Genomic DNA, 20866 nt, shown 5'->3' with positions numbered 1-20866 from the left:
GGGTGTGTAAGTGTAGCGATACATTGAGCTAACCGATACTAATGAACCGTGAGGCTTAACCTTACAACGCCGAAGCTGTTTTGGCGTGAGAGACAGACACATTTTCAGCCTGATAACAGATTAGTCGATGTGCACAGAGTAAGACGTGCATGTTGAAAACAGAATTTGCCTGGCGGCACTAGCGCGGTGGTCCCACCTGACCCCATGCCGAACTCAGAAGTGAAACGCCGTAGCGCCGATGGTAGTGTGGGGTCTCCCCATGCGAGAGTAGGGAACTGCCAGGCATCAAATAAAGCGAAAGGCTCAGTCGAAAGACTGAGCCTTTTGTCTTATCTGCTGTTTGTCGGTGAACGTTCTCAAGAGGAGGACAAAATACTGTCCTCTTACCCCACCTTCATTTCCCTTTCATCCACGACTCAATAAAATCAGCTATCTCTTTGATGTTATTGAGATCAATAAGTGGACGATCAGCAGCAACAGGCACATCGCTGGCGATAGCAATGACGTGTTCGTCGAGGCTCAGTTCACTAAAATCGTGTGCAGTGCCCTCTCTGAACAGTAAAATTTTCGCTACCGTTTCATGCTTGAATCCTTCGACCAGAACGAGATCCAGCTTTGAGCGATCCATCCTGCTCACCAGGTAATCCAGGTTGAGTTCTTCAACCTCAGGCGTTTCTGTCATCAGCGCCCAGCGCTCCGAACTGGCGACCAGAGTCTGTGCCGCACCTGCTTTGCGTAATTCGTAGCTGTCTTTGCCTGGCGTATCAACATCCATCCGATGATGGGTGTGTTTGATTAACCCGGGCCGAATCCCACGCGAGCACAACTCTGGAATAAGCGCTTTCAATAAAGTGGTTTTTCCTGTTCCGCTCCATGCCGCAATAGCCAGGACGGGGATCATGATTTCACCTGCATATTCTGCAAATCCACCAAGGTGTTCACATTGATAAATGCTGATTTCACATCACTGAAATCAACACGATGCCCGCCGCACTGCTTAAGGAAAACCATCACCCGACGTTCACCAGACTCAAGATAGTCTTCCAGAGCGGGGATTACGCTACGATTAACAAGTGAGATTGCAGGGTGATCCCGCTCACCATCAAAGGCCCAGACCACCTGAGCGCTGGCTTTATGCTGGAGAAAGCGTTCAGTAAGAGAGGCCGGAATGAAAGGCGTATCGCATGGGCAAAACAGAAACCACTCGCTGGGCAGTTGCGTCATGGCTGAGAGCATACCGGCAAGCGGGCCTGGATAATCAGGCATCGTATCCTGAATAATTTTATAGCCACTTGCGTGCCAGGTATCCAGAGAACGGTTGGCGCTGATCACCAGCGTGCTGGTTTGTGCCGCCAGCGTTTTCGCGACATGCTGCCAAAGCGGCATGCCGTTAAGTTCCTGTAATCCTTTATCGAGACCGCCCATCCGGCTTGCCTTGCCGCCCGCCAGGATGACGCCGGTGATCTCAGGCTGCTGATTCACGAATATCGCCTCTTTTATTGTGGGTTTGACCCTGCTAACGTGTGACGGTTAAGCGTAAGGAGCAAAACAATGAAATGTAAACGTCTGAACGAAGTGATCGAACTCCTCCAGCCAGCCTGGCAAAAAGAGCCAGAGCTGAATCTGATGCAATTCTTGCAGAAACTGGCGAAGGAGTCAGGTTTTGACGGCGAGCTGGCAGATCTTTCTGACGATATCCTGATTTACCATCTGAAGATGCGTGATTCCGCTAAAGATGCGGTGATCCCCGGCATTCAAAAAGACTACGAAGAAGATTTTAAAACCGCATTGCTCCGCGCCCGCGGCGTAATTAAAGAGTAAAAGCTTGTAAGTGGCGCAACCGAAAAGGCTGTGAAATGATATCCTGAATCATTCGCAGTCATTTCCGGATAATCGAATAATCGGATGAACGATAAGGCTTTTACTTTCCAGACCCTTCACCCGGATACCATTGTTGATGCCCTGTTTGATCAGGGTATAAGGGTGGATTCGGGCCTGACGCCCCTCAACAGTTATGAGAACCGTGTCTGGCAATTTCAGGATGAAGACCGGCGTCGATTTGTCGTTAAATTCTATCGCCCACAGCGTTGGTCAGCAGATCAAATCCGCGAGGAGCACCAGTTTGCGCTTGAGCTACAGGCCGATGATGTTCCTGTTGCGGCACCCATCGCTTTCAATGGTAAAACGCTGCTAACCCAGCAAGGATTCTCTTTTGCTGTATTTCCAAGCGTCGGCGGCCGTCAGTTTGAGCCAGATAACCTGGATCAGATGGAATGGGTTGGCCGCTACCTGGGCCGCCTGCATCAGACGGGCCGTAAAAAGCGCTTTGAAGCACGCCCGGATATCGGCATTCAGGAATATTTGCTGGAACCCCGGCAGGTTTTTGACGCCACGCCCCTGATCCCATCATCCCTGAAGGCCGATTTTCTCGCCGCCGCCGATAAGCTCATCGACGCCGTCATGCAGCAGTGGCACAGCCGGTTCGCCTCCTTGCGCCTGCACGGCGACTGCCATGCCGGGAATATTCTCTGGCGAGATGGGCCGCTGTTTGTCGATCTGGATGATGCCCGTAATGGTCCGGCCGTGCAGGATCTGTGGATGCTTTTGCATGGCGATCGCGCAGAGCGGCTCATGCAGCTCGATATCATTCTGGAAGCTTACGAAGAGTTCAGCACGTTTGACCAGGCTGAGCTCTCACTCATCGAACCATTGCGCGCTATGCGCATGGTTTATTACCTGGCGTGGATTATCCGTCGCTGGGAAGACCCTGCATTTCCCGTGAATTTTCCCTGGCTTGCCGAGGAAGATAACTGGCGCAGGCAAAGCCATATGTTCCTGGAACAGGTCAAAACTCTTCAGGAACCTCCATTACAATTAACGCCGATGTATTAACAGACATTTTCAGGAGAGAGTTAAAAATGAAAAAGATTTTTCTGGCGCTGGCAGGAATGATTCTGGCATTCAGCGCTTCCGCGGCGCAAATCACTGACGGTAAGCAGTACAGCACGCTTGAGAAACCGGTCGCGGGTGAGCCTCAGGTGCTCGAGTTCTTCTCGTTCTACTGCCCGCACTGCTATGAGTTTGAACGCGTGCTGCATGTTTCCGATACGGTGAAGCAAAAGCTGCCGGAAGGCACCAAAATGACGAAATACCACGTGGAGTTCCTTGGCCCATTGGGTAAAGACCTGACTCAGGCGTGGGCAGTCGCGATGGCGCTGGGTGTGGAAGATAAGATCACCGCACCTATGTTTGAAGCCGTACAGAAAACCCAGACCGTGCAAACCGTCGCCGACATCCGTCAGGTGTTTGTTGATGCTGGAATCAAAGGCGAAGACTACGATGCCGCATGGAACAGCTTCGTGGTGAAATCACTCGTAGCTCAGCAGGAAAAAGCGGCGGCCGATCTGCAGCTGCAGGGCGTTCCGGCAATGTATGTGAACGGCAAATATCAGCTGAACCCACAGGGTATGGACACCAGCAACATGGACGTGTTCGTGCAGCAGTATGCCGATACTGTAAAGCAACTGGTTGAGAAGAAATAAAAAAAACGCCGGTCGATGACCGGCGTTTCTATTTTGGATGCCGTACCAAGCGGCGCTCGCTGCTGAAATTTACTTCCCGCTGAAGTCCGCTTTTATCGCCTCTATTTGCGCATCTTTTTCTGCCCACAGCGTATTCAGCCACAGCTGAAAACCCCGCTTAAAGTTCTTATCGTTAACGTAATCACCGTGCAGTTCTTGCGCCACCGGCACCAGATCCACACGAACTACAATCCGGGTTAGCTTCCCGCTCAGCATATCGAAAAACGGGGTGCGATCGTTTTGCGGATAGCAAAGCGTCACGTTCATCAGCTTATCAAACTGGCTGCCCAGTACGTTCAGTGCCATGGCAATTCCGGCGGCCTTCGGAGGCAATAAATGTTGAAAAGGAGAGCGTGTTTGCAGGCGTTTTTCTTCGGTAAAGCGTGAGCCCTCGACAAAGTTGACGATGGTTGTCGGGTGCTTACGGAATTTCTCACAGGAGAGGCGTGTGGTTTCCACATCCTTGCCACGGCGCTCAGGGTGGCGAATCAAATAGCTGCGCGAATAGCGGCGCATAAACGGCATATCCAGCGCCCAGCAGGCCAGGCCGATGAACGGCACCCAAGCCAGCTGCTGTTTGAGGAAATATTTATTCATTGGGATGTGTTTGCGAAACAGCACGCACAGCACCACGATATCTGCCCAGCTGTGGTGGTTACAGATAAGCAGGTACCAGTTTTTCTTGTTCAACCCTTCCAGGCCTTCAACGTCCCATTTCAGCCTCGGATTGAGGTGCAGCAGCAGTGCCAGGCCCGAGCACCAGCAGTACATCATCAGGTTGCAGAATGCCGAGACAGAACGCCATACCGCAGGAATGGGAAGCAGCAGTTTGATTATCCCGGCCAGAATGATGGGCACGGAACAGGCAATGGTGACGACAATGGTCAGCGCGATACTCAGAAACAGTGTTATCGCAGCGAGTAATCTCGACATAATCAATTTTTTCAGATGGTTAATTGTATAAAGCGCGGGTTACACAGGCGCAAGGCGCTGATTTTATCAGAAATCGGACTCAATAATGGGTCCTGCGAAAGCAGAAAACAGTGATTAGTTATATCCACATGGTACAAATTGTCACCAATGATGGGTTTAATCACAGGCTATGTATTTAACTATTTGATAAATAAATAAAATGAAGTTACATCACATCAAGTATGTGCAGGATTAATCCGGTGGAATAAATCTATGCACAAAGTTATCCACAGAACGGCTTTGCGAGCGATCCCGAGGATCGACAAATCTTTTGCCGCAAATAAGGCGAAAAACTCAAGTTTTACTGCTGTCTGTGGCATCCTTTACCCCTAATCTGATAAACAGGCACGGAAATTATGGTTCAGATCCAAGAAAACCCCCTCATCCTGGTTGATGGCTCCTCTTATCTTTACCGCGCATACCACGCGTTTCCCCCGCTGACCAACAGCGCGGGCGAACCGACGGGCGCCATGTACGGCGTGCTGAATATGCTACGCAGCCTGATCATGCAGTATCAACCAACTCATGCGGCGGTGGTCTTTGATGCCAAGGGCAAGACTTTCCGTGACGAACTGTTTGAACACTACAAATCCCATCGCCCGCCGATGCCGGACGATCTTCGCGCGCAGATTGAGCCGCTGCATGCAATGGTCAAAGCAATGGGCCTGCCGCTGCTAGCGGTGTCTGGCGTGGAGGCCGATGACGTTATCGGCACTTTAGCGCGCGAAGCGGAAAAAGCAGGTCGCCCGGTGCTGATCAGTACCGGCGACAAAGATATGGCCCAGCTGGTCACGCCGAATATCACGCTTATCAACACCATGACCAACACGGTGCTGGGGCCAGAAGAAGTCGTCACCAAATACGGCGTGCCGCCAGAGCTGATAATCGATTTCCTCGCGCTGATGGGCGACTCCTCGGACAACATTCCTGGCGTGCCGGGCGTGGGTGAAAAAACGGCGCAAGCGCTGCTGCAGGGTCTTGGTGGGCTGGATACGCTGTACGCCGAGCCTGAGAAAATCGCCGGGCTGACGTTCCGTGGTGCAAAAACCATGGCCGCGAAGCTCGAGCAGAATAAAGAGATGGCATACCTCTCCTATAAGCTTGCCACCATTAAAACGGACGTTGAACTTGAGCAAACCTGCGAGCAGCTGGAAGTGACGGTCCCGGCCGCAGATGAGCTGTTACATCTGTTTAAGCAGTACGAATTTAAGCGCTGGATAACTGACGTTGAAGAAGGCAAATGGATGCAGGCCAAAGGCAGCAAGCCTTCGGCTAAGCCTGCATCCGCCGCGACGGCTGCTGTTGAAGAAGAGGTCGATGAACCTGCAACAGCTTTATCTTCTGAAAACTACGTGACCATCCTGGATGAAGAGACGCTGAAAGAGTGGATTGCGAAACTGAAAAAAGCGCCTGTCTTTGCCTTCGATACGGAAACGGACAGCCTCGACAACGTTTCGGCTAACATGGTTGGCCTTTCGTTCGCAGCGGAGCCGGGCCATGCAGCGTATGTTCCTGTTGCGCATGACTACCTTGATGCACCGGAGCAGATTTCCCGTGAGCGCGCGCTGGAATTACTGAAGCCGCTGCTGGAAGATGAAAAGTGCCTGAAAGTCGGGCAAAACCTGAAATACGATCGCGGGATCCTCGCCAACTACGGCATTGAACTGCGCGGCATTGCTTTCGATACGATGCTTGAATCTTACACGCTCGACAGCGTGGCCGGGCGCCACGACATGGACAGTCTCTCTGACCGCTGGCTGAAGCACAAAACCATCACCTTCGAAGAGATTGCCGGTAAGGGTAAGAATCAGCTCACCTTTAACCAGATAGCGCTGGAAGAAGCCGGTCGTTACGCGGCGGAAGATGCCGACGTGACGCTGCAGCTGCACCTCAAAATGTGGCCAAAATTGCAAAAGCAGAAAGGTCCGCTGAACGTATTCCAGAATATTGAAATGCCTTTAGTGCCAGTGCTTTCCCGCGTAGAGCGCAATGGGGTGAACATCGATCCTGACGTGCTTCACAACCACTCGGCGGAGCTGGCCGCGCGCGTAATCGAACTTGAGCAGAAAGCCCATGAGATTGCGGGAGAAGCGTTCAACCTCTCCTCGCCAAAACAGCTGCAGACGATTCTGTTTGAAAAACAGGGCATTAAGCCGCTGAAGAAAACGCCGGGCGGCGCGCCGTCCACGTCTGAGGAGGTGCTTGAAGAGCTGGCGCTGGATTATCCGTTGCCGAAAGTGATCCTTGAATATCGCGGCCTGGCGAAGCTGAAATCGACCTACACCGATAAGCTGCCGCTCATGATCAGCGAGAAAACGGGTCGTGTGCACACCTCGTATCATCAGGCCGTTGCGGCAACGGGGCGTTTATCTTCCACCGATCCGAACCTGCAAAACATCCCGGTGCGTAACGAAGAAGGGCGTCGTATTCGCCAGGCGTTTGTCGCGCCGAAGGATTACCTGATCGTCTCCGCCGACTACTCGCAAATTGAACTGCGCATTATGGCGCACCTCTCCCGCGACAAGGGCTTGCTGACCGCCTTCGCTGAAGGGAAAGACATCCACCGTGCCACTGCCGCGGAAGTATTTGGCCTGCCGCTTGAGAGCGTCAGTAACGAACAGCGCCGCAGCGCGAAAGCGATCAACTTTGGCCTGATTTACGGCATGAGCGCATTCGGCCTGTCGCGACAGCTCAATATTCCGCGCAAAGAGTCGCAGAAATATATGGATCTCTACTTCGAGCGCTATCCGGGTGTACGTGAATATATGGAGCGCACCCGCGAGCAGGCAAAAGAGCAGGGTTACGTTGAAACGCTGGAAGGCCGCCGTCTGTATCTGCCGGGTATCAAATCCAGCAATGCGGCAATGCGTGCAGGCGCTGAGCGCGCTGCGATCAACGCCCCAATGCAGGGCACCGCGGCAGATATCATCAAGCGTGCAATGATCGCCGTCGATGCCTGGCTTCAGAAAGATAAGCCGCGAGTGAAAATGATCATGCAGGTGCACGATGAACTGGTGTTCGAAGTGCATAAGGACGATCTGGAAGCCGTATCGAAGAAAGTCCATGAGCTGATGGAGAACAGCACGAAGTTGGATGTTCCTCTGCTGGTGGAAGTGGGCAGCGGTGCTAACTGGGATGAGGCGCACTAAGCGCCTGTTCTGATGAAAAAAACACCGTTGCGAGGCGATCTGCTCAGCAAATTACGAGGGTGCTTTTTGTAAGTAAGCAACATAACTTATAGCGTTTTGTGATGGTCATCGGAAATTGCTATGTAAATAGTGAAAAAAAACTACAAAAAGTGCTGTGCGCTCTCAGAAAAAAAGAGTAGAGTTACTCGCGTAGGGTACAGAGGTAAGATGTTCTATCTTTCAGACCTTTTACTTCACGTAATCGGATTTGGCTGAATATTTTAGCCGCCCCAGTCAGTAATGACTGGGGCGTTTTTTATTGTGCGAAAGAAAAAAGCGCGGAGAATGCCGCGCCTGAAAAGATTACTCTGCCGCGCTTTCTTCTTCTTCCTGCGGCGCTAATTCACTGTACCAGGTATCAAGCTTCTGGCGCAGCTTATCCACGCCGAGCTTCTTCAGTGAAGAGAAGGCTTCAACCTGGATGTTGCCGTCAAAGGCCAGCACCGCTTCACGCACCATGTTCAGCTGCGCTTTACGCGCCCCGCTCGCCAGCTTGTCGGCTTTGGTCAGTAAAACCAGGACTTCGATATTGCTGTGGACGGCCCACTCGATCATCTGCTGGTCGAGATCTTTTAGCGGATGGCGAATATCCATCAGTACCACCAGGCCTTTCAGGCACAGGCGTTTTTCCAGATATTCACCCAGCGCACGCTGCCATTTGCGCTTCATCTCTTCCGGTACTTCGGCGTAGCCATAGCCCGGTAAATCGACTACGCGCTTCCCTTCAACGACTTCAAACAGGTTGATGAGCTGCGTACGTCCCGGTGTTTTCGAAATACGTGCCAGGCTTTTCTGGTTTGTCAGGGTGTTCAGGGCGCTCGATTTACCCGCATTGGAGCGACCGGCGAAAGCCACTTCGATGCCGGTGTCGGACGGTAAGTGGCGAATATCAGGCGCACTGAGCACAAAATGCGTCTGTTGATAGTTCAGGTTAATCAAAGGAGCGTCTCCATAAAATCGGGCTATGCCGGGGAGTATACCTGAACAATGGCAAAAGGCGGCGTTTGTCGCTTTTTCGGTGCGTCAAATTAAATCTCATGGTTTGTAAGACATTCGCCACTGCTGCTATGAGAAATTTAGGAATAGTTTCAGGTGATATTTTTGCCAATTAGATTAAATTCAATTATTTATGATTTAGTAATATTCTTATTTTGCATTTCCAGGGCGGATTGTGGCTTGTGTGTTTGACGTAACTTGTTAAAGTAACACCCATCAGGCGAGGATGCCGGGAAGGACAAGAACTCAGGACGAGAGTCAGGAGCGCCAGGAGGCGAAGACCAAGGAATTGCCAGGAGGCAAACGTCCGGAGACGTTGTAAAAAGGATCGGGAAGAAAACACGGAGTGTTAGCGCCAAGGGAAAAACAGGGTGTGTTGGTGGCGAACAAGGATTGTGTGACCCGTTAAGGGTTGTGAGTCAAGAAAAAGGCGACAGATTACTCTGTCGCCTTTTTTCTTTGTCTGCTTTCTGCTAGATTCCGCCTCAATTCTATACTGAAGTAAACAACGTAAAGACACTCATCATCATGAAAAAACCTACATCCGCACCGCGCAGCAAAGCACCTGGTAAAGCCCGTCGTAAGACGCGTGAAGAGCTTGATCAGGAAGCGCGTGCCCGTAAACGCGACAAAAAGCACCGCGGTCACGCATCAGGCAGCCGCGCGAGCGGCGGTGAGGCTTCTGCTGGTGGCAAGAAACAGGGCCAGCAGAAAGATCCGCGTGTCGGCAGTAAAACCCCGATCCCACTGGGTGCTGTAGAGCGTCCGGTGACAAGGCAGCAAAAACCGAAGAGCGAGAAACCTATGCTTTCACCGCAGGCCGAGCTGGATTTACTGGAAAATGATGAGCGCCTGGATGCGCTGCTGGAACGTCTGGAAGAGGGTCATACCCTGACCGCCGACGAGCAAACCTGGGTTAACGCCAAACTCGATCGTATTGATGAACTGATGCAGCAGCTCGGTCTCTCTTACGATGATGATGAAGACGAAGAAGAAGAGGACGCAAAAGAAGACATGATGCGTCTGCTGAAGGGTGGAAACTAACGTTTGCACCCACTCGGACTGCCCGTCCTGCTGATAACCCTTTTGGTTATGTGTTATCTCGGGGGGTTATTCGTTAAACTACGACGGTTGTCGCGGCGTCAGCAACGTCTGCGCAACCGGCTAAGCGCCCGAAATGCGGTTCAGCCGGCACGCCGTCGTCGTTCGCGATATCCTCGCAAGGAGTAAGCATGTCTGAGCAGTTAATCGACTGGGATTTGGCCCTGATCCAGAAGTACAACTATTCCGGGCCACGTTATACCTCATATCCCACCGCGCTGGAGTTTTCCGAAGCGTTCGGTGAAACCGATTTCCGCAATGCGGTTGCCCGTTATCCCGAGCGCCCGCTGTCGCTGTATGTCCACATTCCGTTTTGCCACAAGCTCTGCTATTTCTGCGGTTGCAACAAGATTGTCACCCGCCAGCAGCATAAAGCCGATCAGTACCTCGATGCGCTTGAACAGGAAATTATTCATCGCGCACCGCTGCTTGCGGGCCGTCAGGTCAGCCAGCTGCACTGGGGCGGCGGGACACCAACCTATCTGAATAAAGCGCAGATTAGCCGCCTGATGCAGCTTTTGCGTGGCCATTTTGCCTTTAACGCCGATGCGGAGATCTCGATTGAGGTCGATCCGCGTGAGATTGAACTGGATGTGCTGGATCACCTGCGCAGCGAGGGTTTTAACCGTCTTAGCATGGGCGTGCAGGACTTCAATAAAGAAGTGCAGCGCCTGGTGAATCGCGAACAGGACGAAGAGTTTATCTTCGCTTTGCTCAACCATGCCCGCGAGATTGGCTTTACTTCGACGAATATCGACCTGATCTATGGCCTGCCGAAGCAGACGCCAGAGAGCTTCGCATTTACCCTCAAACGCGTAGCGGAACTGAACCCGGACAGGCTCAGCGTCTTTAACTATGCGCATCTGCCAACGCTGTTTGCCGCGCAGCGCAAAATCAAAGATGCCGATCTGCCATCGGCCCAGCAGAAACTCGATATATTGCAGGAAACCATCACCTCACTGACGGAAACCGGGTATCAGTTTATCGGCATGGACCACTTTGCCCGCCCGGACGATGAACTGGCTGTTGCCCAACGTGAAGGCGTGCTGCATCGCAACTTCCAGGGCTACACCACCCAGGGCGACAGCGATTTGCTGGGGCTGGGCGTGTCGGCCATCAGCATGATTGGCGACTGCTACGCGCAGAACCAGAAAGAGCTGAAAAAGTACTATCAGCAGGTTGATGAGAGCGGAAACGCGCTGTGGCGCGGCATTGCTCTGACGCGCGACGATTGCATTCGTCGTGACGTGATCAAGGCACTGATATGCAACTTCCGCCTGGATTTTGCGGCGGTCGAAAAAGAGTGGGATTTAGATTTCGCAGACTACTTTGCCGAGGATTTAAAGCTGCTTGCGCCGCTGGCGAAGGACGGGCTGGTGGACGTCACGGACAACGGTATTCAGGTGACAGGGAAAGGGCGGTTGCTCATCCGCAACATCTGCATGTGCTTCGACACCTATCTGCGCCAGAAAGCGCGGATGCAGCAGTTCTCACGCGTGATTTAACTCTGCAATGCCGGGCGGCACTGTATTTGCCCGGCCTGCGGACCCTGCAGGCCCGGTAAGCGTAGCGCCACCGGGCATGACACTCTACTCCATTCCCAATTCTTTTAGCTTGCGCGTCAGGGTATTTCGTCCCCAGCCGAGCAGGCGTGCTGCTTCCTGTTTGTGTCCCTGCGTGTGCCGCAGCGCGGTCGTCAGCAGCGTGCGCTCCATTTCCGGCTGCGCTTCCGAAAGCAGATTTTGATGACCGGATCGCAACGCACGGTCGGCCCACTGCGCCAGCAGCGTGGCCCAGCTGTCCGGCAGGGCGTGCCCGGTGCTGCTTTCTGGCACCGGGCTTTCAAACAGCTCCGCCGGGAGATCCTGAATTAGCACTTCCTGACCTGCGGCCATCACCGTCAGCCAGCGGCAGGTGTTTTCCAGCTGGCGCACGTTACCCGGCCATGCAAGGCGCGTTAAGGCCGCTTCCGTTTCTGCGTGAAGCTGTTTGGCCTCAACGCCAAGTTCGCGTGCCGCATCCTGCAGGAAGTGACGCGCCAGGCGTGGAATGTCTTCGCGACGCTCGCGCAGCGGCGGCAGGTGTACACGAATCACGTTCAGGCGGTGGAACAAATCCTCACGGAATTTTCCTTCCTGCACGCGCAGTTCGAGGTTCTGGTGCGTGGCAGCGATAATGCGCACGTCCACTTTGACCGGCGCATAACCGCCAACGCGATAAAACTGACCGTCGGCCAGCACGCGCAACAAACGCGTCTGCACGTCGAGCGGCATGTCGCCAATCTCATCTAAAAACAGCGTGCCGCCGTCGGCCTGCTCAAAACGCCCCTGACGAATGGTGTTCGCCCCTGTAAAGGCGCCTTTTTCATGGCCAAACAGTTCCGACTCGATCAGGTCTTTCGGGATAGCCGCCATATTCAGTGCGATGAACGGCGCTTTCGCCCGCGGGCTGTGACGGTGCAGGGCATGGGCAACCAGTTCTTTCCCGGTGCCGGATTCGCCGTTGATCAGCACGCTAATCGACGAGCGTGAGAGACGGCCAATAATGCGGAATACGTCCTGCATCGCCGGGGCTTCGCCGATGATGTCCGTCGTCGGTCCGAAGACCTGAACGTTGCGCGGCTGCTGCTGTTCCTGATAGTGGCTGATGGCGCGTTCAACCAGCGCCACGGCTTCGTCGATATCAAACGGCTTAGGCAGATAGTCAAATGCACCCTGCTGGTAGGCGCTCACGGCGGCATCCAGATCGGAATGGGCGGTCATAATGATGACCGGCAGCATCGGATGGCGCTGCTTAATCTGTTTTAGCAACGCCAGCCCGTCCATGCCGGGCATACGAATATCAGACAGTAAAACGTCCGGCGTTTTGCTTGAGAGCGCATCCAGCACTTCGCTGCCGCTTTCAAAGGCGGTGCAGGTCAATCCTGCCCCGGTGAGCGCGCGTTCAAGCACCCAACGGATGGAACTATCGTCGTCAACGATCCAGACTATCCCTCGTTGCATAAAATGCACCTCTATTTCCGAATGGGCAGGTAAACCGAGAATTCGGTGTGGCCCGGCCAACTGGTGAATTCAATTTTACCGGAGTGTTGATCGATCAGATTGCGGGCGATGGACAAGCCCAGCCCGGTGCCGCCTTCGCGTCCGCTGACCATTGGATAAAACAGCGTATCCTGTAGCTGGGAAGGAATGCCCGGCCCGTTGTCTTCCACATCAATGCGTGCCGCGAGGCGATAACGCACGCCGTGCAGCGTCAGCTGGAATGCCGTGCGCGTGCGCAGAATGATTTCGCCGCCTTCCGGGCCCAGCGCCTGAAGCGCATTGCGCACGATATTCAGTAGAACCTGCTCTATCTGGTCGGGATCGTGCGGTAACTCCGGCAAACTCGGATCGTAATCACGCGTCAGACGAACGTTGTCCGGCAGTTCCATCGACACAAGCTTCACCACGCGTTCAGCCACTTTGTGAATGCTTTCCGTGACGTGCATGCCCGGCTGTTGTGGGCCAAGTAAGCGGTCCACCAGATTGCGCAGCCTGTCGGCCTGCTCAATGATGACTTTGGTGTATTCCAGCAGCGACGGGTCAGGCAGCGCTTTGCTCAACAGCTGCGCCGCACCCCGAAGGCCGCCGAGCGGGTTTTTGATTTCATGGGCCAGGCCGCGAACCAGGTCGCGTGCGGCCACCTGCTGCGCGTGCTGCAGCTGCTCCTGGCTCAGGCGACGCTGGTTATCCATTGGCGCCATCTCAAGCAGAATTAAGCCATCAGGCAGCCGCTGCGCGGTGAGCGACAGAATGTGCGAACGGCCATCAATCACCAGCGTCACTTCGTTGTCCGTGAAGCCCTGACCCGCCTGCAGACTCTCTTGCATCAGGTCGATGTTCAGGGAAAAATAGCTCAACAGCTCCGGCAGCGGCGTGCCGAATAATTTACGCGAACTCTGGGCAAGCAGCTGCTGCGCCGCCGGGTTGGCGTAATGGACCGCCAGCTCGTCGTCGACCAGTAAGATACTGTTGATTAAAGAATTGAGGATCTGCCCAGCATCGGGCAGCACGCCTGTTGCCATCCAGCAGTCTCCTGAAAGGTGTGCACCAATTTAGTGCAGTATAGCGTTTTTTAGTCGCTAAGCGTCTGAAATCAGTTAGTTGGTGGAGAAAAAAGCCCATCCGGAGATGGGCTGAAAGTTTCCACGGCAACAAAAAACTTCCTGGGTCTTCACAAAAGAGGGGAAGACCACAGTCGTACGGCGAATTAAACGCTGTAGTAAAGTTCGAACTCTACCGGGTGTGGCGTCATGCGCACACGGTCGTTCTCTTCAACACGCAGGGCGATGTAAGCATCGATAGCGTCGTCAGTGAACACGCCGCCCGCGGTCAGGAACTCACGATCTTCGTTCAGCGCGTTCAGCGCTTCTTCCAGAGAACCAGCAACCTGTGGGATCTCTTTCGCTTCTTCTGGCGGCAGGTCGTACAGGTTTTTGTCCATTGCTTCGCCCGGGTGGATCTTGTTCTTGATACCGTCAAGACCAGCCATCAGCAGAGCTGCGAAGCACAGGTACGGGTTAGCCGCTGGATCCGGGAAGCGCACTTCGATACGACGCGCTTTCGGAGAAGCAACTACTGGGATACGGATGGAAGCAGAACGGTTACGCGCGGAGTAAGCCAGCATAACAGGGGCTTCGTAACCCGGGACCAGACGCTTGTAAGAGTTGGTAGTTGGGTTTGCCAGGGCGTTGATCGCTTTAGCGTGTTTGATTACGCCGCCGATGTAGTACAGCGCCTGCTCGGACAGACCCGCATATTTGTCGCCAGAGAACAGGTTAGTGCCGTTCTTGGACAGGGACATGTGGCAGTGCATACCGGAACCGTTGTCACCGAACATTGGTTTTGGCATGAAGGTCGCGGTTTTACCGAAACGGTGCGCGACGTTGTGAACCACATATTTGTAGATCTGAATTTCGTCCGCTTTTTTGGTCATGGTGTTGAAGCGAGTTGCCACTTCGTTCTGACCTGCGGTGGCTACTTCGTGGTGGTGAGCTTCAACGACCAGGCCCATCTCTTCCATCACCAGACACATGGTGGAACGCAGATCCTGCGCGGAATCTACTGGTGGAACCGGGAAGTAACCGCCTTTAACTGCTGGACGGTGGCCTTTGTTGCCGCCTTCGTATTTGGTAGAGGTGTTCCACGCGCCTTCGATATCGTCGATAGCTACGTGAGAACCGTTGATGGCGCTGCCGAAGCGAACGTCATCAAACAGGAAGAATTCTGGCTCTGGCCCGAACAGTACGGTGTCGGCAATGCCGGTAGAACGCAGGTACTCTTCAGCGCGTTTGGCGATGGAGCGTGGGTCACGGTCGTAACCCTGCAGGGTGCCTGGCTCGAGGATGTCACAACGAATGATCAGGGTAGACTCTTCGAAGAACGGGTCAATGACCGCGGTGGATGCATCTGGCATCAGCACCATGTCGGATTCGTTAATGCCTTTCCAGCCGCCGATTGAGGAGCCGTCAAACATTTTGCCTTCTTCGAAGAATTCGGCATTTACCTGGTGAGCAGGGATAGTGACGTGCTGTTCTTTACCTTTGGTATCGGTGAAGCGCAGATCGACAAACTTCACTTCATGCTCGTTCAGCATCGTCAAAACGTGTTCAGCGGACATACTTAAACTCTCCCGGATTTGTCATTGTCGTCGTGGTACGAACGATTCTTGGCACTGCTTAATGTGGCGTTGTTGCCTTGAAAAATATAAAGCGAAATCTGTGCCAACTTTTAAATCGCCCCCAAAAGGCGTTATGATGCGCACCATAGTGCAAAAGGGCTGCACCATGATGGCTATCTTGCACCAAAAAAGTGCTCTCGTGTGAAATTTGGGCACTGTTTTGGTGCAATTTGAGTTATGGCGCCCTTTTTCTCTCCGTGAAAGCGATCACAGAGCAACTCTGCAATACTTGTTTGCAGGGGATGTTTGTGATCCTGTTTTGTAGTGCGATTAATCCGTGTACAATAACGCGCTATTTCTAAAATGCCTGAGGCAAAGTTGTGATCGAAAATCTGCGTAACATCGCCATCATCGCGCACGTTGACCATGGTAAAACTACCCTGGTTGATAAGCTGCTGCAGCAATCCGGTACTTTCGACGCTCGCGCCGAAACCCAAGAGCGTGTGATGGACTCCAACGATTTGGAGAAAGAGCGTGGGATTACCATCCTCGCTAAAAACACCGCTATCAAATGGAATGACTACCGTATCAACATCGTTGATACCCCAGGCCACGCCGACTTCGGTGGTGAAGTTGAACGTGTAATGTCCATGGTAGACTCCGTGCTGCTGGTCGTTGACGCAATGGATGGCCCAATGCCTCAGACCCGCTTCGTGACCAAAAAGGCGTTCGCCCACGGTCTGAAGCCGATTGTTGTTATCAACAAAGTTGACCGTCCTGGCGCGCGTCCTGACTGGGTTGTGGATCAGGTCTTCGACCTGTTCGTTAACCTCGACGCGACCGACGAGCAGCTGGACTTCCCTATCGTTTACGCTTCTGCGCTGAACGGTATTGCCGGTATGGATCACGAAGATATGGCGGAAGACATGACCCCGCTGTATCAGACCATCGTTGACCGCGTTGCTGCGCCAAACGTTGACCAGGAAGGCACCCTGCAGATGCAGATCTCCCAGCTCGATTACAACAACTACGTTGGTGTTATCGGCATCGGTCGTATCAAGCGCGGTAAAGTGAAGCCTAACCAGCAGGTCACTATCATCGATAGCGAAGGCAAAACCCGTAACGGTAAAGTCGGTAAAGTTCTGACTCACCTGGGCCTGGAGCGTATCGAGAGCGACGTGGCTGAAGCGGGCGACATCATCGCGATCACCGGCCTTGGCGAGCTGAACATCTCCGACACCATCTGCGACGTGCAGGCGGTTGAAGCGCTGCCAGCGCTGTCCGTTGATGAACCTACCGTTTCCATGTTCTTCAACGTCAACACCTCTCCGTTCTGTGGTAAAGAAGGTAAGTACGTTACCTCTCGCCAGATTCTGGAACGTCTGAACAAAGAGCTGGTGCACAACGTTGCGCTGCGCGTTGAAGAAACCGCTGACGCTGATGCGTTCCGCGTTTCTGGCCGTGGTGAACTGCACCTGTCCGTTCTGATTGAAAACATGCGTCGTGAAGGTTTCGAGATGGCGGTTTCCCGTCCGAAAGTTATCTTCCGCGAGCACGAAGGCCGTAAACAAGAGCCGTTCGAAAACGTAACGCTGGACGTCGAAGAGCAGCATCAGGGTTCTGTTATGCAGGCTCTGGGTGAGCGTAAAGGCGACCTGAAAAACATGAATCCAGACGGTAAAGGCCGCGTACGTCTCGACTACGTGATCCCAAGCCGTGGGCTGATTGGCTTCCGTAACGAATTCATGACCATGACTTCCGGTACCGGTCTGCTGTATTCCACCTTCAGCCACTACGACGACGTTCGTCCGGGCGATGTGGGCCAGCGTCAGAACGGCGTACTGATCTCTAACGGTCAGGGTAAAGCGGTTGCGTTTGCACTGTTCAGCCTGCAGGACCGCGGTAAGCTGTTCCTGGGTCACGGTGCAGAAGTCTATGAAGGCCAGATCATCGGTATTCACAGCCGTTCTAACGACCTGACTGTAAACTGCCTGACCGGTAAGAAACTGACCAACATGCGTGCGTCTGGTACAGACGAAGCAACGGTTCTGGTTCCGCCAGTGAAGATGACCCTGGAGCAGGCTCTGGAGTTCATCGATGACGACGAACTGGTAGAAGTGACCCCAACTTCTGTCCGTATCCGTAAACGTCACCTGACCGAGAACGACCGTAAACGCGCTATGCGTGGTCCGAAAGAAGACTAAGTCTTCCGCCGACTGAAAAAAAAGCCGCTGATTTCAGCGGCTTTTTTATTGCCTGCTGTCCGCAAAAACAACGCAGTCTTAATGAACCAAACATTTTCTGCCTCGGGCACACCCTCCTGTAGTCAAACCTTCCCTTTCCCGCTACAGTTATTTTTCCATGACGCAAAAGGAGAGGATCATGCTCTATATCTTTGATTTAGGTAATGTGATTGTCGACATTGACTTCAACCGGGTGTTTGGCGCGTGGAGCGATTTCAGCCGCGTACCGCTGGCCACCCTGAAGCAAAAATTCGTCATGGGGGAGGTGTTCCATCAGCACGAGCGAGGGGAAATCAGCGATGAAGCCTTTGCCGAAGCGCTGAGTCAGGAGATGGAGCTGCCGCTCAGCTATGAGCAGTTTGAACACGGCTGGCAGGCCATTTTTGTTGGCCTGCGCCCTGAGGTCATCGCCATCATGCATAAACTGCGCGAGCAAGGGCACCGCGTGGTTGTTCTGTCGAACACCAACAATCTGCACACCACGTTTTGGCCTGATGAGTACCCTCAGGTGCGCGAAGCTGCCGACCGTGTCTATCTTTCTCAGGAAATGAAAATGCGCAAACCTGAAGCGCGAATTTATCAGCAGGTGCTGGAATCGGAAGGTTTTTCCGCCGAAGACACGGTCTTTTTCGACGATAACGCCGATAATATAGAAGGAGCCAGACAGCTGGGCATCAACAGCATTCTGGTGACCGGAAAAGAAACCATCCCTGAGTATTTTGCGAAACAGCTATGCTAAAAACCGTTCATCAAAAAGCCACCCGACACGCCGGGCCACTTATCGCCTGGCTGAAGCTGCTCTGGCGGCGCATTGATGAAGACAATATGACGACGCTTGCCGGCAATCTGGCCTATGTGTCGTTACTCTCTCTGGTGCCGCTTATCGCCGTTATTTTCGCGCTGTTCGCGGCATTTCCGATGTTTTCTGACGTCAGCCTGACGCTGCGCCACTTTGTCTTCGCCAATTTCCTGCCCGCGACGGGCGACGTTATCCAGCGCTATATCGAGCAGTTTGTTGCCAACTCCAACAAAATGACGGCAGTAGGTGCCTGTGGCCTGATTGTCACGGCGCTGTTGCTGATGTACGCCATTGATAGCGCCCTGAACACCATCTGGCGCAGCAAGCGGGTGCGGCCAAAAGTGTACTCATTCGCCGTCTACTGGATGATCCTGACGCTCGGACCGCTGCTGGCGGGTGCCAGTCTGGCCATCAGTTCGTATCTGCTGTCGCTGCGTTGGGCAAGTGAGCTCAATGGCGTTATCGATAACGTACTGCGCATCTTCCCGCTGCTGCTTTCCTGGATCTCCTTCTGGCTGCTTTACAGCATCGTGCCGACCACGCGAGTGCTGAACCGCGATGCCGTTCTCGGCGCGCTGGTGGCCGCCGCGCTCTTTGAGTTGGGTAAGAAAGGATTTGCGCTCTACATCACCACCTTCCCGTCCTATCAGCTGATTTACGGCGTGATTTCGGTTATCCCCATTTTGTTTGTCTGGGTCTACTGGACCTGGTGTATCGTCTTGCTTGGGGCTGAAATAACTGTCACTCTCGGGGAATACCGCAAACTCAAACTCGCTGCATCCCAGGAAGAAGACGAACAACCATGATTGCATTAATTCAGCGCGTAACCCGTGCCAGCGTCACCGTGGAGGGCGAGGTGACGGGAGAAATAGGCCAGGGACTTTTGGTGTTATTGGGTGTCGAAAAAGAGGATGACGAGCAAAAAGCGAATCGCCTGTGCGAACGCGTATTGGGCTACCGAATCTTTAGCGACGCCGAGGGAAAAATGAACCTCAACGTGCAGCAGGCTGGTGGCAGCGTGCTGGTCGTTTCACAGTTCACGCTGGCTGCTGATACCGAACGCGGCATGCGGCCTGGTTTTTCACGTGGTGCGGCACCCGATCGCGCTGAAGCGTTGTACGAGTACTTTGTTGAACATTGTCGTCAGCAGGAGATGCACACCCAGACCGGGCGTTTCGCGGCTGATATGCAGGTTTCACTGGTTAACGACGGTCCCGTGACCTTCTGGTTGCAGGTATGAACAGCCTTCATGCAGGCTGGTCGCGGGCGGCAAAAGAGAGTTCCGCTATGTATCACCTTCGAGTACCGCAGACGGAAGAAGAGTTAGCACGTTACTACCAGTTCCGCTGGGAGATGCTGCGCAAGCCGCTGCATCAGCCGCAAGGCTCAGAGCGTGACGGCTGGGATGCCATGGCGCATCACCAGATGGTGATGGATGAGGCGGGCAACCTGGTGGCGGTAGGGCGGCTGTACATCAATGCGGACAACGAAGCGTCGATTCGCTTTATGGCCGTAGATCCGTCCGTACAGGACAAAGGCCTTGGCACGTTGATGGCAATGACGCTGGAATCCGTCGCTCGTCAGGAAGGCGTGAAACGCGTCACCTGTAGCGCCCGCGAAGATGCCGTGGAATTCTTTGCCAAGCTCGGATTCGTCAATCAGGGGGAAATTACCACCCCGCAAACCACGCCGGTACGTCACTTCCTGATGATCAAACCTGTGGCAACGCTGGATGATATTCTGCATCGCGGTGACTGGTGCGGGCAGCTCCAGCAGGCATGGTACGAACACATCCCGCTCAGCGAAAAGATGGGCGTGCGCATTCAGCAGTACACCGGGCAGAAATTTATCACCACCATGCCGGAAATCGGCAACCAGAACCCGCATAACACGCTGTTTGCCGGAAGCTTGTTTTCTCTCGCCACGCTCACCGGCTGGGGGCTTATCTGGCTGATGCTGCGCGAACGCCATCTCGGTGGCACCATCATTCTGGCCGATGCGCATATCCGCTACAGCAAACCGATCAGCGGTAAGCCCAGTGCTATTGCCGATTTGGGGTCACTCAGCGGCGACCTCGACAGGCTGGCGCGCGGCCGCAAAGCGCGAGTTCAGTTGCAGGTTGAACTGTTCGGGGACGACACCTCCGGTGCCATTTTTGAAGGCATCTTTATCGTACTGCCCGCCAGGCCCTTCGGCCCGCTGGAAGAGGGCGGCAACGAGGAGGAGTAGTTCAGCACTGGCCTGGTGATCCAGGCCACGATTTTTATTGAAAAATGAGAGCGGTTTTCATTTCGCAGGAAGACCCGACGCAAAACAAAACAGAAGTCT

18 protein-coding genes and 1 rRNA gene are annotated in these 20866 nt (G+C 53.8%); 12 read left to right on the top strand and 7 right to left on the bottom strand.

What is annotated here, in order from left to right; genetic code table 11:
• The first annotated feature begins 168 nt into the window (after window positions 1–168).
• Window positions 169–284 (top strand): 5S ribosomal RNA (gene rrf, locus CRO87_RS19050).
• 110 nt (window positions 285–394) lie between these two features.
• On the opposite strand, the gene mobB is transcribed toward rrf, so the two are convergent.
• Window positions 395–901 (bottom strand): molybdopterin-guanine dinucleotide biosynthesis protein MobB, encoded by a 507-nt coding sequence (mobB, locus tag CRO87_RS19045; RefSeq protein WP_097164504.1) that lies wholly within the window; start codon window positions 899–901, stop codon window positions 395–397.
• Entirely contained in the window at window positions 898–1482 is a 585-nt protein-coding gene (gene mobA / locus CRO87_RS19040) for a molybdenum cofactor guanylyltransferase MobA (RefSeq protein ID WP_097164503.1), read from the bottom strand. Before mobA ends, mobB begins: the two co-directional genes overlap by 4 nt.
• 69 nt (window positions 1483–1551) lie before the next feature.
• On the opposite strand from mobA, the gene CRO87_RS19035 reads away from it, so the two are divergent.
• From CRO87_RS19035 to dsbA, 3 genes are all read left to right on the top strand, one after another.
• Complete coding sequence (locus CRO87_RS19035) at window positions 1552–1821, top strand: YihD family protein (protein WP_003861904.1); 270 nt, start codon at window positions 1552–1554, stop codon at window positions 1819–1821.
• A gap of 84 nt (window positions 1822–1905) precedes the next feature.
• Window positions 1906–2892 (top strand): serine/threonine protein kinase, encoded by a 987-nt coding sequence (locus CRO87_RS19030; protein WP_097164502.1) that lies wholly within the window; start codon window positions 1906–1908, stop codon window positions 2890–2892.
• A gap of 26 nt (window positions 2893–2918) precedes the next feature.
• Window positions 2919–3542, top strand: a complete 624-nt coding sequence (gene dsbA / locus CRO87_RS19025) for a thiol:disulfide interchange protein DsbA (RefSeq protein ID WP_097164501.1) — start codon at window positions 2919–2921, stop codon at window positions 3540–3542.
• A gap of 69 nt (window positions 3543–3611) precedes the next feature.
• On the opposite strand, the gene CRO87_RS19020 is transcribed toward dsbA, so the two are convergent.
• Window positions 3612–4514 (bottom strand): acyltransferase, encoded by a 903-nt coding sequence (locus CRO87_RS19020; RefSeq protein ID WP_097164500.1) that lies wholly within the window; start codon window positions 4512–4514, stop codon window positions 3612–3614.
• Between the two features lie 395 nt (window positions 4515–4909).
• Between CRO87_RS19020 and polA the strand changes: the two genes are divergently transcribed.
• Window positions 4910–7702: a DNA polymerase I gene (gene polA / locus CRO87_RS19015; RefSeq protein WP_097164499.1), complete on the top strand. Its 2793-nt coding sequence runs from the start codon at window positions 4910–4912 to the stop codon at window positions 7700–7702.
• A 342-nt stretch (window positions 7703–8044) separates the two neighbouring features.
• On the opposite strand, the gene yihA is transcribed toward polA, so the two are convergent.
• A complete protein-coding gene (yihA, locus tag CRO87_RS19010) occupies window positions 8045–8680 on the bottom strand; it encodes a ribosome biogenesis GTP-binding protein YihA/YsxC (protein ID WP_097164498.1) in 636 nt (211 codons plus the stop codon).
• A gap of 585 nt (window positions 8681–9265) precedes the next feature.
• On the opposite strand from yihA, the gene yihI reads away from it, so the two are divergent.
• Entirely contained in the window at window positions 9266–9781 is a 516-nt protein-coding gene (gene yihI, locus CRO87_RS19000; RefSeq protein ID WP_097164497.1) for a Der GTPase-activating protein YihI, read from the top strand.
• A gap of 188 nt (window positions 9782–9969) precedes the next feature.
• Window positions 9970–11343 (top strand): oxygen-independent coproporphyrinogen III oxidase, encoded by a 1374-nt coding sequence (gene hemN / locus CRO87_RS18990; RefSeq protein ID WP_097164495.1) that lies wholly within the window; start codon window positions 9970–9972, stop codon window positions 11341–11343.
• Window positions 11344–11427: 84 nt separating this feature from the next.
• Here the strand turns inward: hemN and glnG are convergent, their stop codons facing one another.
• The 3 genes from glnG to glnA form a co-directional block, all read right to left on the bottom strand.
• A complete protein-coding gene (gene glnG, locus CRO87_RS18985; protein WP_097164494.1) occupies window positions 11428–12840 on the bottom strand; it encodes a nitrogen regulation protein NR(I) in 1413 nt (470 codons plus the stop codon).
• A gap of 11 nt (window positions 12841–12851) precedes the next feature.
• A complete protein-coding gene (gene glnL / locus CRO87_RS18980) occupies window positions 12852–13901 on the bottom strand; it encodes a nitrogen regulation protein NR(II) (RefSeq protein WP_097164493.1) in 1050 nt (349 codons plus the stop codon).
• Window positions 13902–14086: 185 nt separating this feature from the next.
• On the bottom strand, window positions 14087–15496 hold the full coding sequence (gene glnA, locus CRO87_RS18975; RefSeq protein ID WP_097164492.1) for a glutamate--ammonia ligase: 1410 nt from the start codon (window positions 15494–15496) through the stop codon (window positions 14087–14089).
• A 380-nt stretch (window positions 15497–15876) separates the two neighbouring features.
• On the opposite strand from glnA, the gene typA reads away from it, so the two are divergent.
• The 5 genes from typA to fabY all read left to right on the top strand — a co-directional run bounded on the left by typA (window position 15877) and on the right by fabY (window position 20767).
• The gene (typA, locus tag CRO87_RS18970) at window positions 15877–17700 is read left to right on the top strand and encodes a ribosome-dependent GTPase TypA (RefSeq protein ID WP_097164491.1); all 1824 of its coding nucleotides are present in this window, start codon (window positions 15877–15879) and stop codon (window positions 17698–17700) included.
• 178 nt (window positions 17701–17878) lie between these two features.
• On the top strand, window positions 17879–18478 hold the full coding sequence (gene yihX, locus CRO87_RS18965; protein ID WP_097164490.1) for a glucose-1-phosphatase: 600 nt from the start codon (window positions 17879–17881) through the stop codon (window positions 18476–18478).
• Entirely contained in the window at window positions 18472–19344 is an 873-nt protein-coding gene (locus CRO87_RS18960) for a virulence factor BrkB family protein (RefSeq protein ID WP_097164489.1), read from the top strand. Before yihX ends, CRO87_RS18960 begins: the two co-directional genes overlap by 7 nt.
• The gene (dtd, locus tag CRO87_RS18955; protein ID WP_097164488.1) at window positions 19341–19778 is read left to right on the top strand and encodes a D-aminoacyl-tRNA deacylase; all 438 of its coding nucleotides are present in this window, start codon (window positions 19341–19343) and stop codon (window positions 19776–19778) included. Before CRO87_RS18960 ends, dtd begins: the two co-directional genes overlap by 4 nt.
• Before the next feature lie 47 nt (window positions 19779–19825).
• The gene (gene fabY, locus CRO87_RS18950) at window positions 19826–20767 is read left to right on the top strand and encodes a fatty acid biosynthesis protein FabY (RefSeq protein ID WP_176504342.1); all 942 of its coding nucleotides are present in this window, start codon (window positions 19826–19828) and stop codon (window positions 20765–20767) included.
• Window positions 20768–20866 lie beyond the last annotated feature (99 nt).

Source organism: Enterobacter sp. CC120223-11, from assembly GCF_900215375.1.
Classification (GTDB): Bacteria; Pseudomonadota; Gammaproteobacteria; order Enterobacterales; family Enterobacteriaceae; genus Scandinavium.
Note: the sequence above shows the minus strand (reverse complement) of the source record. Positions and strands in the feature narration are given on the sequence as shown.

Excerpts from the sequence above, each read along its gene's own strand:
- mobB (WP_097164504.1), bottom strand. The coding sequence starts at position 901 with ATGATCCCCGTCCTGGCTATTGCGGCATGGAGCGGAACAGGAAAAACC.
- CRO87_RS19035 (WP_003861904.1), top strand. The coding sequence starts at position 1,552 with ATGAAATGTAAACGTCTGAACGAAGTGATCGAACTCCTCCAGCCAGCC.
- CRO87_RS19030 (WP_097164502.1), top strand. The coding sequence starts at position 1,906 with ATGAACGATAAGGCTTTTACTTTCCAGACCCTTCACCCGGATACCATT.
- dsbA (WP_097164501.1), top strand. The coding sequence starts at position 2,919 with ATGAAAAAGATTTTTCTGGCGCTGGCAGGAATGATTCTGGCATTCAGC.
- CRO87_RS19020 (WP_097164500.1), bottom strand. The coding sequence starts at position 4,514 with ATGTCGAGATTACTCGCTGCGATAACACTGTTTCTGAGTATCGCGCTG.
- polA (WP_097164499.1), top strand. The coding sequence starts at position 4,910 with ATGGTTCAGATCCAAGAAAACCCCCTCATCCTGGTTGATGGCTCCTCT.
- yihI (WP_097164497.1), top strand. The coding sequence starts at position 9,266 with ATGAAAAAACCTACATCCGCACCGCGCAGCAAAGCACCTGGTAAAGCC.
- hemN (WP_097164495.1), top strand. The coding sequence starts at position 9,970 with ATGTCTGAGCAGTTAATCGACTGGGATTTGGCCCTGATCCAGAAGTAC.
- glnG (WP_097164494.1), bottom strand. The coding sequence starts at position 12,840 with ATGCAACGAGGGATAGTCTGGATCGTTGACGACGATAGTTCCATCCGT.
- glnL (WP_097164493.1), bottom strand. The coding sequence starts at position 13,901 with ATGGCAACAGGCGTGCTGCCCGATGCTGGGCAGATCCTCAATTCTTTA.
- glnA (WP_097164492.1), bottom strand. The coding sequence starts at position 15,496 with ATGTCCGCTGAACACGTTTTGACGATGCTGAACGAGCATGAAGTGAAG.
- yihX (WP_097164490.1), top strand. The coding sequence starts at position 17,879 with ATGCTCTATATCTTTGATTTAGGTAATGTGATTGTCGACATTGACTTC.
- CRO87_RS18960 (WP_097164489.1), top strand. The coding sequence starts at position 18,472 with ATGCTAAAAACCGTTCATCAAAAAGCCACCCGACACGCCGGGCCACTT.
- dtd (WP_097164488.1), top strand. The coding sequence starts at position 19,341 with ATGATTGCATTAATTCAGCGCGTAACCCGTGCCAGCGTCACCGTGGAG.
- fabY (WP_176504342.1), top strand. The coding sequence starts at position 19,826 with ATGTATCACCTTCGAGTACCGCAGACGGAAGAAGAGTTAGCACGTTAC.